General features: G+C 66.5%; 14 protein-coding genes, 1 pseudogene and 1 riboswitch. Of the genes and pseudogenes, 7 read left to right on the top strand and 8 right to left on the bottom strand.

Annotated features, from left to right (window positions below; genetic code table 11):
• Positions 1-28 precede the first annotated feature (28 nt).
• The 5 genes from rsxB to metG all read right to left on the bottom strand — a co-directional run bounded on the left by rsxB (position 29) and on the right by metG (position 4,796).
• On the bottom strand, positions 29-613 hold the full coding sequence (rsxB, locus tag ACESLR_RS03680) for an electron transport complex subunit RsxB (protein WP_373024448.1): 585 nt from the start codon (positions 611-613) through the stop codon (positions 29-31).
• A complete protein-coding gene (rsxA, locus tag ACESLR_RS03675; RefSeq protein ID WP_373024447.1) occupies positions 610-1,188 on the bottom strand; it encodes an electron transport complex subunit RsxA in 579 nt (192 codons plus the stop codon). Before rsxA ends, rsxB begins: the two co-directional genes overlap by 4 nt.
• Before the next feature lie 142 nt (positions 1,189-1,330).
• Positions 1,331-2,038 carry an enolase gene (locus tag ACESLR_RS03670; protein WP_373024446.1) on the bottom strand — a complete coding sequence of 236 codons (708 nt, stop codon included), beginning with the start codon at positions 2,036-2,038 and terminating at the stop codon, positions 1,331-1,333.
• Positions 2,035-2,655, bottom strand: coding sequence for a methylthioribulose 1-phosphate dehydratase (mtnB, locus tag ACESLR_RS03665; RefSeq protein WP_373024445.1), 621 nt, complete (start codon positions 2,653-2,655; stop codon positions 2,035-2,037). Before mtnB ends, ACESLR_RS03670 begins: the two co-directional genes overlap by 4 nt.
• Positions 2,656-2,756: 101 nt before the next feature.
• Complete coding sequence (gene metG, locus ACESLR_RS03660) at positions 2,757-4,796, bottom strand: methionine--tRNA ligase (protein ID WP_373066660.1); 2,040 nt, start codon at positions 4,794-4,796, stop codon at positions 2,757-2,759.
• A gap of 471 nt (positions 4,797-5,267) precedes the next feature.
• On the opposite strand from metG, the gene apbC reads away from it, so the two are divergent.
• The 4 genes from apbC (at position 5,268) to ACESLR_RS03640 (ending at position 8,188) form a co-directional block, all read left to right on the top strand.
• On the top strand, positions 5,268-6,359 hold the full coding sequence (gene apbC / locus ACESLR_RS03655; protein WP_373024443.1) for an iron-sulfur cluster carrier protein ApbC: 1,092 nt from the start codon (positions 5,268-5,270) through the stop codon (positions 6,357-6,359).
• 26 nt (positions 6,360-6,385) lie between these two features.
• Positions 6,386-6,952 carry a dCTP deaminase gene (gene dcd, locus ACESLR_RS03650; protein ID WP_373024442.1) on the top strand — a complete coding sequence of 189 codons (567 nt, stop codon included), beginning with the start codon at positions 6,386-6,388 and terminating at the stop codon, positions 6,950-6,952.
• A 25-nt stretch (positions 6,953-6,977) separates the two neighbouring features.
• On the top strand, positions 6,978-7,883 hold the full coding sequence (locus ACESLR_RS03645; RefSeq protein WP_373024441.1) for a carbamate kinase: 906 nt from the start codon (positions 6,978-6,980) through the stop codon (positions 7,881-7,883).
• 83 nt (positions 7,884-7,966) lie between these two features.
• Entirely contained in the window at positions 7,967-8,188 is a 222-nt protein-coding gene (locus ACESLR_RS03640) for a hypothetical protein (RefSeq protein ID WP_373024440.1), read from the top strand.
• A gap of 36 nt (positions 8,189-8,224) precedes the next feature.
• Here ACESLR_RS03640 and ACESLR_RS03635 read toward each other — a convergent pair whose 3' ends face one another.
• The 3 genes from ACESLR_RS03635 to fnr all read right to left on the bottom strand — a co-directional run bounded on the left by ACESLR_RS03635 (position 8,225) and on the right by fnr (position 10,112).
• A complete protein-coding gene (locus tag ACESLR_RS03635; RefSeq protein ID WP_373024439.1) occupies positions 8,225-8,794 on the bottom strand; it encodes a DUF2058 domain-containing protein in 570 nt (189 codons plus the stop codon).
• 111 nt (positions 8,795-8,905) lie between these two features.
• On the bottom strand, positions 8,906-9,388 hold the full coding sequence (locus ACESLR_RS03630) for a DUF2390 domain-containing protein (protein ID WP_373024438.1): 483 nt from the start codon (positions 9,386-9,388) through the stop codon (positions 8,906-8,908).
• Positions 9,381-10,112, bottom strand: a complete 732-nt coding sequence (gene fnr / locus ACESLR_RS03625) for a fumarate/nitrate reduction transcriptional regulator Fnr (RefSeq protein WP_373024437.1) — start codon at positions 10,110-10,112, stop codon at positions 9,381-9,383. The genes ACESLR_RS03630 and fnr overlap by 8 nt, the downstream gene beginning before the upstream one ends.
• A gap of 281 nt (positions 10,113-10,393) precedes the next feature.
• Between fnr and ACESLR_RS03620 the strand changes: the two genes are divergently transcribed.
• The 3 genes and pseudogenes from ACESLR_RS03620 to ACESLR_RS03610 form a co-directional block, all read left to right on the top strand.
• On the top strand, positions 10,394-11,632 hold the full coding sequence (locus ACESLR_RS03620) for a class I SAM-dependent methyltransferase (RefSeq protein ID WP_373024436.1): 1,239 nt from the start codon (positions 10,394-10,396) through the stop codon (positions 11,630-11,632).
• A gap of 132 nt (positions 11,633-11,764) precedes the next feature.
• The gene (locus tag ACESLR_RS03615) at positions 11,765-13,666 is read left to right on the top strand and encodes a hypothetical protein (protein WP_373024435.1); all 1,902 of its coding nucleotides are present in this window, start codon (positions 11,765-11,767) and stop codon (positions 13,664-13,666) included.
• 83 nt (positions 13,667-13,749) lie between these two features.
• Positions 13,750-13,996: riboswitch (cobalamin riboswitch) on the top strand.
• A 140-nt stretch (positions 13,997-14,136) separates the two neighbouring features.
• A pseudogene (locus ACESLR_RS03610) lies at positions 14,137-14,340 on the top strand (TonB-dependent receptor); the annotation flags it as partial.

The following is a 14,340-nucleotide window of genomic DNA, read 5'->3' as shown; positions in this document are numbered from 1 at the left end:
TAACGGTTCCGGTTCGCGTGTATCCGGTCTAGCCGGACTGCCGCGAACCGTTCGCGATGGCGTGGATGGGCCGCTCGATGGGCGAGGGTTCCGGCTCCGACCAGCGCCATTCGGTGATGTCGGTGCCGACCGGGACCATGGTGATGCAGTCCACCGGGCAAGGCTCGATGCACAGCTCGCAGCCGGTGCATTCCTCCTCGATCACGGTATGCATCTGCTTGGCGGCCCCGAGGATCGCGTCCACCGGGCAGGCCTGGATGCACAGGGTGCAGCCGATGCAGATGTTCTCGTCGATGATGGCGACGGCCTTCTCCTGCTCTTCCTCCTCCAGCGGCGTGGGTTCGCGGTCGAGCAGGTCCGCCAGGGCCTGGACGGTTGCCTGGCCGCCGGGCGGGCAACGGTTGATGTCCGCCTCGCCGGCGGCGATGGCCTCGGCGTACGGGCGGCAGCCGGGGTAGGAGCACTGCCCGCACTGGGTCTGCGGCAGCAATGCGTCGATCTGATCCACGACCGGGTCGGACTCCACCCGGAAACGCTGGGCGGCGAAGCCCAGAATGATCCCGAAGGCGGCCGCGAGGCCACCGATCGCAAGGATGGCGTAGAGCACGCTCACAGCCGCACCAGCCCGGAGAAGCCCATGAATGCCAGTGACATCAGCCCGGCGGTGACCATGGCGATGGCGCTGCCGCGGAACATCACCGGCACGTCGGCCACAGCGATGCGTTCGCGTATGGCGGAGAACAGGATCAGCACCAGCGAGAAGCCCACGGCGGCGCCGAAGCCGTACAGTGCCGACTCGACGAAGTTGTGCGACTCCTGGACGTTCAGCAGGGCCACGCCCAGCACTGCGCAGTTGGTGGTGATCAGCGGCAGGAAGATGCCCAGCACGTTGTAGAGAAGCGGCGAGGTCTTGCGCACGACCAGCTCGGTGAACTGCACCACGGCGGCGATCACCAGGATGAAGGCGATGGTGCGCAGGTACTCGAGCCCGAGCGGGATCAGCAGGTATTCATTGATCACATAGGAACTGACCGCGGACAACGTGAGCACGAAGGTTGTGGCCAGGCCCATGCCGGTGGCCGTCTCGACCTTGCGCGAGACCCCCATGAACGGGCACAGGCCCAGAAACTTCACCAGTACGAAGTTGTTCACGAGGATCGTACTGATGAGGATCAGGACGTATTCCACGAAAAATCCGAGTCGTCAGGCCAACGACACAGTATCGGCGACGGGCAGGGCGCACTCAACCCTGCCCTTTACGGGGCGATTGCCTTTCCCGGGCGCGAATGCCCGTCCGGGAGCCGGATGAGGGCCGGCTCGTCGAAACAGATTACCGGTCGCCGGGGCCGTCGGGGATGAGCGAGGCCAAGGATCGGACCGGATGGTCATCCTCGACCTGCGGGTCCGCCGCCGGGCGCGCGGTCGGCAGCCAGGCCTGGTGGGCGGCGTCCAGCTCGTCGCCGCGGGTGGACAGTACCAGCACGGCCTCCGGCGTCAGGCCGATCTCCTCCGCCAGGCGGCGGTAGCTTCCGGCATCGCGGCGCCCGCCGATGCGGGTGTCAAACCATCCGGCAAGGCGTTGCTCGACCTCCGGGTGCGGGCCGTGGCGCAGCCAGTCGCGCTGCACCGGTGCCGGGGTCGCGCCGAAGCTGTACAACGTGACGCCGGACTGGTGGAGCCGGCCCAGTATGGCCGCCGTGGTGTCGTCGAGCTGGGGCTGCAGGGCCCCGGATTCAAGCGCGTCGGCCCAGACCATCCCCTGGAGCTGGCGCACCGGTGTGATGTCCTGGCCGCCGCGGATCCAGGCGGCGATCTGGGCGAGCAGCCCGTCGACGTCCAGTTCGCGCCCGGAATACGCCAGGATGTCCGTCAGGGTGCGCTGCACGGCGGTGGAGTCGGCGTGGCGCTCGAGGAAGTCCGGCAGCGCCTCCAGGGCATGCGGGTCTAGGGTCTCGCGCAGCACGCCGGACGGGGCGAGGATGCCCTCGAAGGCCAGGATGACGGCCTGCGGGGCGGGGTGTGTATCGGCGCGGTTCATTGGGGCAGTTGGCGCGCCAGCGACTCGCATTCGAACATGAACTCGAAGGCCTCGGTGCGCTGCATCGCCCGTTCGACGGTCTGGCCCCAGGTATAGAGGCCGTGGCCGCTGATCAGGTAGCCGGCGAGCCCCGGATCGCGGTCCATGGCGGCATCGACCCGGGCGGCCAGCTGCTGCATGTTCGGGTGATTGGCGAAGACCGGGATCTGGACACCGCGCGCGGGGTGCTCGCAACCGGGGAGTTCCCGCAGGGCCTCGTAGTCGCGCAGCAGCAGGGAACCCGCGACCTGGCGCGACAGCACCGTTCCGTGAATGCTGTGGGTGTGGAGCACGGCCCCGAGGTTGGCGTCGCGGCGATACATGATGATGTGGAGAAAGGTCTCGGGGCCGGGCTCGCCGCTGCCGGAGACCATCTGCCCCTCGAGGTCGACGACCATGAAGTCGTGCGCGTCCAGCAGGTCCTTGCTACGGCCCGGTGCGGTAATGGCGATGTGCTGGTCGTCCAGGCGCGCGGAGAAGTGCCCGGTGCGCGCGGGGAGCCAGCCGCGGTTCGCGAGCTCGCGTCCGGCTTCGGCCAGCAGGCGGACCTGCGCTTTGAATTCGGGGCTTTGTTCCATGCGTCCGGGAGTCGACAAAAGAGCGGCAGCTTACGCGAGGCTCGGGTGCAAATCCATGGGCCGTCACGGTTCGGCGCAAAACACGCGATCGGGAGCGGGCATTACTTGACGCGCATGCCGGGGCGGGCGCCGTCGTCCGGGCTCAGAAGGTAGAGTTCCGAACCGCCCGGCCCGGCGGCCAGCACCATGCCTTCCGAGACGCCGAAGCGCATCTTGCGCGGGGCCAGGTTGGCCACCATTACGGTGTGCCGGCCGATGAGGTCGTCGGGCGCATAGGCGGACTTGATGCCGGCGAACACCTGACGGGTCTCGGAACCGATATCCAGCGTCAGTTTCAGCAGCTTGTCGGCGCCCTCGACGTGCTCGGCGTTGGCGATGCGCGCGATGCGCAGGTCCACCTGGGCGAAGGTGTCGAAGTCGATGGTCGCGGCGATCGGGTCCACGTTCGCTTCGGGGGTGGCGTCGCCGGGGGCGCTGGATGCCTCGGTGGCGGCCAGGGTGGCCTTCGAGGCCTCCAGCAGTCGGTCGATGGTCTCCGGCTCGATGCGGGTCATCAGTGGCTTGAACTTCTGGATGGAATACCCGACCAGCGGCTCGCGGCTCGCCCAGTGGGTGTCGTCCAGGTTCAGGAATGCGGCGGCATCGGCCGCCAGCCTCGGCAGCACCGGAGCGAGATAGACGATCAGAATGCGGAACAGATCCAGGCCCTGGGTGTTGATCGCCTGGACCTCGGCCTCGCGCCCTTCCTGTTTCGCCAGGACCCAGGGCTGGGCCTCGTCGATGTACTGGTTGGCCTGATCGGCCAGGGCCATGATGCGGCGCATGGCCTGGGCGAACTCGCGCTGCTCGAAGGCCTGTGCGATCGCCTCGCCCTCGGCGACGAAGGTCTCGTGCAGGTCCGGGCGCGGGAGCGCAGCGGCCAGTTCGCCGTTGAAACGCTTGTTGATGAAGCCCGCGCACCGGCTGGCGATGTTGACCACCTTGCCGACGAGGTCCGAGTTCACCCGCTGCACGAAGTCGTCCAGGTTCAGGTCCAGGTCGTCCACTCCGTCACCCAGCTTGGCGGCCAGGTAGTAGCGCAGAGATTCGGGATTCAGGTGCTCCAGGTAGTCGCGGGCGCGGATGAACGTGCCGCGGGACTTGGACATCTTCTGGCCGTTAACGGTCAGGAAGCCGTGGCAGAACACCGCCGACGGGGTGCGGAAGCCCGCGCCGTGCAGCATGGCCGGCCAGAACAGCGTGTGGAAGTAGGCGATGTCCTTGCCGATGAAGTGATACAGCTCGGCGTCGGAGTCCGCCGCCCACCAGGTGTCGAAATCCAGGCCCTGCTGCTCGGCATAGGCGCGGAAGCTCGCCATGTATCCAATCGGCGCATCCAGCCAGACGTAGAAGTACTTGCCCGGCGCATCGGGGATCTCGAAGCCGAAGTAGGGGGCGTCGCGCGAGATATCCCAGTCGCTCAGGCCGGTGTCGAACCACTCCTCCAGCTTGTTGCGGATCGCGTCCTGGAGGCGCCCGGAGCGGGTCCAGTCGCGCAGGAAGGCCTCGAAGTCGCCGAGCTTGAAGAAGTAGTGCTCGGAGGCGCGCGACTCCGGCCGCGCGCCGCTGATGGCCGAGGCCGGATCCTTCAGGTCCAGCGGGCTGTAGGTGGCGCCGCAGGCCTCGCAGGAGTCGCCGTACTGTTCTTGTGCCCCGCACTTGGGGCAGGTGCCCTTGATGAACCGGTCCGGCAGGAACATCCCGGCCTCGGGGTCATAGGCCTGGTCGATGGTGCGGGTCTCGATATGTCCGGCGTCGCGCAGGGCGGTGTAGATCTGGCCGGCCAGATCGCGATTCTCGTCCGAATGGGTCGAGTGATAGTGATCGAAGCCGATCAGGAACTCGCCGAAGTCGGCCTCGTGTTCCTGGCGCACGCGTGCGATCAGCTCCTCCGGCTCGATGCCCTCGGCGCGTGCCTTGAGCATGATCGGGGTGCCGTGGGCGTCGTCCGCGCAGACATAGATGACCTCGTGACCGCGCGAACGCTGGAACCGCACCCAGATATCGGTCTGGATGTATTCCACCAGATGGCCCAGGTGGATCGGGCCGTTGGCGTAGGGCAGGGCGCTGGTGACGAGGATCTTGCGCGGGGTATCGGTCATTGCTTGGCTCGTTTGGGGGGGCACCGGGAGCGGGTGCAGGGGCGCTATTGTCGGATTTGGCTGGCGGGTTGTCGAGGCGTGCCGTGGGCCTCGGCGTGTTGTCCACAGAACCTGTGGATAACTCTGTGGGAAACCCGGTGGAATCCATTGCCAGGCCTTGCCACACAAGGGTTCGTGACAGATTGGTTAAAAATCGTCCAACTATAAAAAAAGTAAAAATAACAAATGGATACATAACTATTGTGCAGTATCTTGGGTGCTTTTGCGCCTATCTCCGCTCGTTTGCCCCATCTGCACGCCCTTTGTGCATAAAAATGGTGCCAGGGGGTTGACACCTGTCCGATAGCGGCCCCTTCGGCCGGCGCCGAGGTGTCCGGAAAAGGACTGGCGGTGCGTGGTGCCATTGGCGTGGTCCAGCGGGGCCAGTAGAATCGCGCGGTCACCCCACAATTGCTGGATGGAAGGAACACCATGGCCGAACTCTCGCGCGAGCAGATCGAAAACGCCCTGAAGACTGTTCAGGACAAGTACCTGGAGCAGGATTTGGTGGCCGCCGGCGCGGTCAAGGATATCCAGGTGGAAGGCGCCCGCGCCTCCATCACGATCGAGATGGGATATTCTGCGAACGGCTATCACGATGAACTGCGCGCCGCGATCCAGGGTGCGCTGGCTGCGGTGCCCGGCCTCGAATCGTCCGAGGTCATGATCGGCACCAAGGTCACCACCCACGCGGTGCAGAAGAGCCTGAAGCCGATGGCCGGTATCAAGAACATCATCGCCGTCGCTTCGGGCAAGGGCGGTGTGGGCAAGTCCACCACCGCGGTGAACCTGGCGCTGGGCCTGGCGGCTGAAGGCGCCCAGGTCGGTATCCTGGACGCGGATATCTATGGCCCCAGCCAGCCGCGCATGCTGGGCATCAAGGGCAATCCGGAGTCCAAGGATGGCAAGAGCATGGAGCCGCTCGAACGTCACGGCGTGCAGGCCATGTCGATCGGCTTCCTGATCGAGGAGGATACCCCGATGATCTGGCGGGGCCCGATGGTCACCCAGGCGCTGGAGCAACTCCTGAACGAGACCAACTGGAAGGAGCTCGATTACCTGATCATCGACCTGCCGCCGGGCACCGGCGATATCCAGCTGACCCTGTCGCAGAAGATTCCGGTGTCCGGCGCGGTCATCGTGACCACGCCGCAGGACATCGCGCTGCTGGACGCGCGCAAGGGCCTGCGCATGTTCGAGAAGGTCGAGGTGCCGGTGCTCGGGATCATCGAGAACATGAGCATCCACATCTGCTCGAAGTGCGGGAACGAGGAATACATCTTCGGCCAGGGTGGCGCGGAGAACATGGCGGAAGAATACGGCGTGGACATGCTGGGAGCCCTTCCGCTGGATATCCGCATCCGCGAGCAGGCGGATGGTGGCGAGCCGACCGTGATCGCCGATCCCGACAGCCGCATCACCGAGATCTACCGCGAGATTGCGCGGCGCACCGGGGCCAAGCTGGCCGAGCAGTCCAAGGACTACAGCAGCAAGTTCCCCAACATCGTGATCCAGGACAGCTGATCCATGGGGCACCAGGGACAGGGCCAATGAGCATCAAGGCGGACCGCTGGATCCGGGAGATGGCCGAGACGAAGGGCATGATCGAGCCCTTCGAGCCCGGCCAGATCCGCTATCGCGACGAGCAGCGCATCGTGTCCTATGGCACATCGAGCTACGGCTACGACGTGCGCTGCTCGGATCACTTCAAGATCTTCACCAACATCAATTCCAGCATCGTCGACCCCAAGGGGTTCGACGAGGGCAGTTTCGTGGATGTGCAGTCCGACGTCTGTATCATCCCGCCGAACTCCTTTGCCCTGGCGCACACGGTCGAGTACTTCCGCATCCCGCGCGACGTGCTGACCATCTGCCTCGGCAAGTCGACCTACGCGCGCTGCGGCATCATCGTCAATGTGACCCCGCTGGAGCCCGAATGGGAGGGCCACGTGACCCTGGAGTTTTCCAACACCACGCCGCTGCCGGCCAAGATCTACGCCAACGAGGGTGTGGCGCAGATGCTGTTCCTGCAGTCCGACGAGGTCTGCGAGACCTCCTACAAGGATCGTGGCGGCAAGTACCAGGGCCAGCGCGGCGTCACACTGCCCCGTACCTGATCGTTCCCCGGGAGGAGGCCCCGCCATGCGCATCGTGATCGCACTGGGCGGAAACGCCCTGCTGCAACGCGGCGAGACCCTGTCGGCCGAGGCCCAGCAACGCAACGCACGACAGGCGGCCGCGGCCATCGCGGCCGTGGCCCGCGGGCACGAGGTGGTTGTCACCCACGGGAACGGCCCCCAGGTAGGTCTGCTTGCGAACCAGGCGGAATGCGATCGCATCGTCTGGCCACTGGACGTGGTGGGCGCCGAGAGTCACGGCATGATCGGCTATGTCCTGGCGCGGGAGCTGCACAACGCGCTGGGGCACGACGGGGTGGCAAGCCTGCTCACCCAGACCGAGGTCGACCCCAACGATCCCGCCTTCGACCATCCGGAGAAATTCATCGGCCCGACCTGGGACGAGGCCCGTGCCCGGGCGCTGGCTGACGAGCGCGGCTGGGAAGTGGCGCCGGATGGCGAGGGCTGGCGACGCGTGGTGGCCTCGCCCGAGCCGCAGCGGCTGCTGGGCATGGACGCCGTGCGCAGTCTCGTGAATGGCGGATCGGTCGCGATCTGCGCCGGGGGCGGGGGCGTGCCGGTCGCGCGCGACGCGGCCGGGCGCCTCCAGGGCATCGAGGCCGTGGTCGACAAGGACCTGACGGCCGCGCGCCTGGCCGCGCACGTCGAGGCCGACTGGCTGCTGATGCTGACCGATGTCGACGGGGTCTACATGGGCTGGGGCACAGCGGAGGCCCGGCGTCTCAAGGTGCTCCTCGTCACGGCGGTGGACCCGGCGGCGTACCCGGCCGGCTCCATGGGGCCGAAGATGGAGGCGGCACGCCGCGCGGCGGGCGAAGGGATCCGGGTTGGAATCGGTGCGCTGGGTGATGCCACCGCCATCCTTGGCGGCCAGGCCGGGACCCGGATCCTGCCGACGGGGGCGGCCTGAAGCCCGCGGCACGGAGGGCGGAGCTTGCACCGCGGGCGCGGAGGTCGCAGGCTTTCACTGCGTATGGACCAGGAGTGACGACGATGCGAGAGATTCAGCGAGCTACCCCCCTGGTGATTGCCCTGACGGCCGTCGGCTTGCTGGCACTGGGTTGCGGAAACGGCGGCCCCGAGGAGCAGTCGGCGGAGCCTGTCCAGGGCCTGGAACAGGGCGGCATCACACCGCAGGACATGTCCGGCGACGAGGCGCGGCGCCCGCAGCAAGGCGGGATGCCCGCCGCGGATGTGAAGCGCGCGACGGACTGAAAACCGTCGCGGTTCTCCGGTTCGACCGGATCGGCTTCACCACATGAGGTCGTCGGGTATCACGTAGTCCCTGTACGGATCGTCCGGGTCGGGCGCCGATGCGGCGTCGACTTCGTCCGGGATCACCAGTGGCCACTCGGGGTCGCGTTCGCGGATGCGGTCCGCGGTTTCCCGCGGGATGACCCGGAACCCCTTCTCGGGCCGGATATCCAGCCCGGCAATCGCGGCCCGGCCATCGGCCAGGCGCTTTTGCAGATCGGCCGTCACCGGGAGGTGGCGGATCTGCCCGCCCTGCTGAAAGTGATAATCCAGCGCGGCCTCGCCGGTGGGGATCGGCGCCAGGTGGGTGCTGACCAGCTCGCGGATCTGTGCGTGGCGGGCCCGGCGCTCGGCGCGCTCCTGCTGTTCGCGGTTCTTCTGTCGCGAACGCTCGGCCTGTTCGGCCTTGCGTGCCTCGGCCACGCCCGGCTCGGGCCCGCTGCTGCGGTCCTTCTTCTTTTTCGCGTTGCCTTTCTGGGCCTTGTGCTTTTGTGCCTTGGCCTTGCGAACCTGTTTTTCGTCCACCAGCCCCGTCTTCAGGAGTTGGCTGCGCAGATCATCCGACATGAATCCTGCCGTGTTCGGTCAATGGGTTGGGGAAAACACGCGAGCGTGTACATGGACGAGTGTTCCCCGAGAGGATAGCCGGAATGCGCCCTTGCATGCAGCACGTGGCGATCACGCAAAGCTGAACTCGCGCAGCCCGTCGCGGATCTCGGCTGCCGGCAGGTCGGGGAACAGACTGTGCAGCCGGCGTTTGGAATTGATCACCGCGGCTCGGTGCGCCGGGCCCGGCAGGCGGCCGGCGTGTGCGAGTAGTTGGAGCCCGGCCAGGCGCTCGCTTTGCAACTCCAGTCCCAGCACCGCGCGGTAAAGAGGGTTCCGGTCGGGGGTGTGGAGGCGCCGGCGCAGTGCGCGGATGCGTGCGGTCCTGGATGTAGCCTCTTGGCGGGCTGTTTGTCGCAGTGCCCGCCATTGCAACGCGCCCAGGGGGTGCGGATACCACAGCGCGAACAGCGCCAGCATCACGTCCACGTCGAAGCTGTCCTGCCAGTGCATCAGGCGTCCGCGGGCGGCGGGATCGGCCCATAGGGCGCTGGCGAATGCCCAGAAGGCGTTGAAGTCCGTGGCCGGCTCCGCAGTGTCCCCGGGTTCAGGCACTGCTCGCGGCAGGGGTGAAACTGACCCCGGCGGTGTTGCGCAGGGTGTCGGGCTCGAGGATCTCGAGATCGCGGGTGTGGAGGCTGATCACGCGCTGGTTGCGCAGCTGGGTGAACAGGCGACTGATGGTCTCCTGGGTCAGACCCAGGTGGTTGGCGATCTCCGCCCGTGACATCGGAAGGTAAAAGCGTTCGGGGGAGAGGCCACGGGCTCGATGGCGTTCCGACAGTGTGATCAGGAACGTCGCCAGGCGCTGTTCCGCAGTGCGCTGGGCGAGCAGGGCGTGCAGGCTGTCGTCCTGCGCCAGTTCCTGGCTCATCACGCTCATCATGTGCTGGCGGAATGTCGGCAGGCGTCCGGCGAGGTCATCCACGTGCCCGTAGGGCACGGCACAAACGCTGGTGGATTCCAGAGCGATGGCGCTGACCGGGTGCTTGCCGGAATGGATCGCGTCCAGTCCCAGAAGGTCACCCGCCAGGGCAAATCCCGTGATCTGCTCGGTGCCGTCGTCGGAGATCAGTACCGTCTTCAGGGCGCCGGTGCGGACTGCGTACAGGGCGAGAAACTGGCTCCCCATGGTGAACAAGGCCGCACCCTTGGCGATCGGCCGGCGCTGCTGGACGATTTCGTCGAGCTGCCAGAGTTCGTCCTGGGGCAGACCTACGGGCAGACAGAGCTGGCGCAGGGTGCAGTGCTGGCAGGCTTGGGTGGGTCGTAGCGTCATGGGTGCAGGGTAGCCGGTTTCTCGAGGTTGGGGAAAGGGATTTCGGGGGTCTGCCATCCGCGTCGGGAATACGATACTGTCCCTTTCTGTAGAGGGTTTTTCGTGGGTGTGCAATCGCCGCCGCCGGGCTGGCTGAGCGGACAACGCCGCATCTCTGGCCAAGTGGACAACGCCACCATCCACTTTTTAGACTAATTCTACATCCGGGATAACGAATTTCAGGCCGGGATTGCATCACAGAGCTGCGAGACCCGACCACCAGTACAGGGACAGGGGTAGAGATGGTCGAGCGATTACTCGAGCAGTACATCCGGTATGGAACGTTCGTGCTCCGGCACCCGGATGGGCGAGAGCAGCGTTTCGGGCAGGGCGCGCCGGAGATCACGATGCAGCTGCACGACTCCAGTGCTCTGCGCAAGATCGGCCGCGACCCGGGGTACCAGCTGGGCGAGACCTACATGGAGGGCCTCTGGACACCTGGGCCCGAGGGCCTGCAGGTCTTTCTCGACGTGGCCATGCGCAATTTCGCGCCGATGTTCAAGCAGCGGGTCAACCCGGCCGTGCGGATGCTGCGTGCCCTGATCGAACAGGGCAACAAGGTCGCGCGCTCCTACCAGAATATCGCCCATCACTACGACGTCGACGAGTGGCTGTACCGCCAGTTCCTGGACGAGGGCATGTTCTACAGCTGTGCCTACTTCGAGCGCCCGGACATGACACTGGAAGAGGCGCAGCAGGCCAAGTGCGCGATGCTGCGCAAGAAGCTCCTGCTGGAACCCGGCATGCGCGTACTGGACATTGGCTGCGGCTGGGGCGGTCTGGCCTTTCATCTCGCGGAGCACGCCGGTGCGCAGGTGGACGGCGTGACGCTGTCGAAGGAGCAGTTGCGCGTCGCCCGGGACGAGGCCAGACGCCGGGGACTGGAGGACCGGGTGCGATTCCTCTACCAGGACTACCGCGAGCACGACGACCAGTACGACCGGGTCGTCAGCGTTGGCATGTTCGAGCATGTCGGTACGCCCAACTACGGTACGTTCTTCCAGCGGGTGCACGACCTGCTGAAGCCGGACGGCATTGCCGTGCTGCATACCATCGGCCGCCAGGGGCCGCCGGGTACATCCAGCCCCTGGCTGAACAAGTACATCTTCCCCGGCGGTTACACCCCGGCCTTGTCCGAGGTGATGAGTGCGCTGGAGCCCACCGCGCTATACACCACCGATATCGAGTTCTGGCGCCTGCACTACGCCGAGACCCTGGCCGAGTGGTATCGACGCTTCCAGAAGATTCGTTCCGAGGCGGTGGAACGCTTCGACGAGCGCTTCTGTCGCATGTGGGAGTTCTACCTGGCCAGCTGCGAGGGCACCTTCCGCTGGTGGGGCCAGGTGGTCTTCCACGTGCAGATGGCCAAGCAGCAGGACGCGGTGCCGCTGACCCGCGACTACCTCTATCGTGACGATGCCCCCGAAGTGGTTTCCACCCCGCCCGGCGACGCGCGGGCACAGCGCAGCGACGCCGCCTGAGGGCGTACCAGGCGCGCGGCGACCGGTCGCGAAAATACCGCCCGGCGCGCGCGAACCGAACACGGTTTCCCTACACTAATGGGCACGTTTCCGCCATGCCGGTGGTAACCGTCCATTCCGGAGCAGGGGCGCGTGTTCGGTCGCTTTCGTAAACGCAGGGAGGCACAGGGCCAGGAAGGCCCGCAGGCCGTCGGTCCGTCGCAGGAAAACGTCCTGATCGAGGCGGCCGGCCGCAGCCGCATCACCGAGGTGGCGGCCACCGCGCGGCGGGTCCCCTGGTCGCTGAACTTCCTGCAGCTATTGTGGGCAGCGGGGCCCGTCACGTTCCTGGCAATGCAGGGCGGGTACTTCCTCGGGTTCGGCCATGCCGCCCCGGCGCAGAATTTCATCTTCTTTGCCGTCTACACCCTGCTGTTCGGGGTGATCGGCCTGGTGGCGCGCTTCGTGGCGGATGCCACGCGCGGCAAGCGCCAGGAACAGTCGCGCGACCAGCTGCGCAACACCATCGACCTGCTGCCGGACCTGCTGTTCGTGACCCGCGACCTGGCCATGGGCCAACTGGCTCCGGACATGCGTCGGCGCAAGGCCGCCGAAGTGCTGTTGCACGAGGTGGATATCTCGCCCGAGGGCGTCGCGGTCGCGGTGCGCGAGATGACCGGGGACACCAGCCTGGCGACCGCAGCGGAGCAGATCGAGATCTACCGTCGCCTGGGGCTGCGTTCGCGCGTGGGTGACTTGGTGGATGCGACCGAGGATGCCCGGTTGGCGGCCCTGGAGAAGCTGCACCATGAGGCTCCGGAGGTCGCCGACCTGTTGCGCGATCGCCTGCGCGGCATGGCGCCCACCCAGGAGGATGGTGTGCGGCGCGTGGACCAGTTCCTTGACCGGTTGTTCTCGGCCGCCGACGCCGACGATCTGGCGCGCTGCACCCTCGACGATGTGCAGGCGATCTTCGTGCTCGCCTTCGAGCTGGTGAACGGGCGCCAGATCAAGCGCCTGAGCTTCGAGTGGTCCGGTGGCTGGCAGCTCGGGGCCGCGCTGGACCGGCTGGAATCCCAGGGCAACCGCTTTCGTGTGGCCCAGGCGGGCGTGGTCAGCCGTCTGCGTTCGCTCGGCATTCTGCTCTCCCAGAGCGAGGCCTCGGGGTTGGACCCGCAGGCCCTGCGCGAGCCGGTCGCCAGCCTGGGCCGCCAGGTTCTGGACGCGCTGCGCCAGCTGGAGGATCACGCGCCGTCGGAAAACTCGCCGGATGGGCAGCTCCTCGGCCTCGCGCTGCGCCGGGTGGAGGATCTGCGCGAGGCCCGCGATCAGTTGATGCAGGCGCAAAGCCGCTATGCCAACGCGGTGGAGCGCTGGGAGGCCCTGCGCCGGGCCCAGGTGGAGAAGCGGGGCGAGAAGCGCTGGTTCAAGCGAAGTGTGCGTGGCATCCGTGTCAGCGAAGAACTGATCGAGTTGACCGACGATCAGAAACTCAAGCTGGCCAATGATTTCTGCAACTTCCTCAAGGAACTGAAGATCCAGCGCGAGGGTGACTTGTTCTACTTTGGCGGCTCGGCACTGGACGCCGAGACGGCGAAGCGCATCGGCATCCAGCTGGCCCTGATCATGGAGCCACTGGTGGACCTCACCAACCCGAGCATCCAGCGCGCGATCTACGCCAACCCGGCCGCCTATCTGGGCGGGCTCTACGTGGGCATGAGCGCGGATGCGAAGGCGGGTCTGGGCTCGGCGATGGTGCGCAAGGTGCGGCAGGACCTCGGGCGCATGGCCGAATGGCTGGCGCTGCGGCTCACGCGGATCTATCACCTGCCGCTGAGCGATTCGATGCGCGATTTCCTGGTCGATCACTACGGTGCCAACCGCGAGCGCCTGGAGATGCTGGCGACACATGCCGGAGACGAGTCACACCCGGTGGCGTTGCGTGCCGAACGCTCCCCCGAGTTCGACGCCATGCTGCAGGACAAGACCTGGGGCCTGCTGCTCAAGCGTGGGGCTCGCTACCTGTACGCCGAAGAACGTCGCCGCCGGCGATAGGGGGTGTACGCGGGCATAACGGCGCCCGTCAGGATCGTCCGCGCATGGCGGGCCCGGCTGGTAATTTTGCGCCCAATTGTGTAGGGTTCGCTCCGTTCCTCGGTGCCCGGCCAGGCTTGGCTTGGCGGGTTAAACGGGAAGATCGGTGAGCCTCCAGCGGCCGCAAGGCCCGGAGACGATTCCGACGCTGCCCCCGCAACGGTGATTGAGCGAGAGACTGCCAGTCGGTCTCTGATGGTCGCGGCCAGTGCCACTGAACCCCAGGTTCGGGAAGGCGCCGCGCCGGAACGCTCGTCAGCCCGGAGACCGGCCAGGGAATGATCGCGCGGCATGCGGCGGGCATGCGAGGCGGATGATCGTGCCAAGCCGCTCGCCGGTCTCGGCCGATCCCCCTCGTGTCTGTCTCCCCCCTTCTGCGCGATCCCGACGAATCAACGGCGTGCGGGCGGCTCGCCGGGAGACTCTACAACATGAAACGCAAAGCACTTTCCGCGGCCATCCTGCTGGCCACCAGTCCCGCCCTGGCGGACACACCGAATACCGACGATACCCAGACGCTGGAGACCGTCCAGGTCACCGCCGCGCGCATCGCGCAGACGGTGGACGAGACGCTCGCTTCGGTGACCATCATCGACCGCGAAGAGATCGAACGCCTGCAACCCCAGCAGTTCACC

It is taken from the genome of Thioalkalivibrio sp., from assembly GCF_041685615.1.
Taxonomy (GTDB): Bacteria; Pseudomonadota; Gammaproteobacteria; order Ectothiorhodospirales; family Ectothiorhodospiraceae; genus Thioalkalivibrio.
Note: the sequence above shows the minus strand (reverse complement) of the source record. Positions and strands in the feature narration are given on the sequence as shown.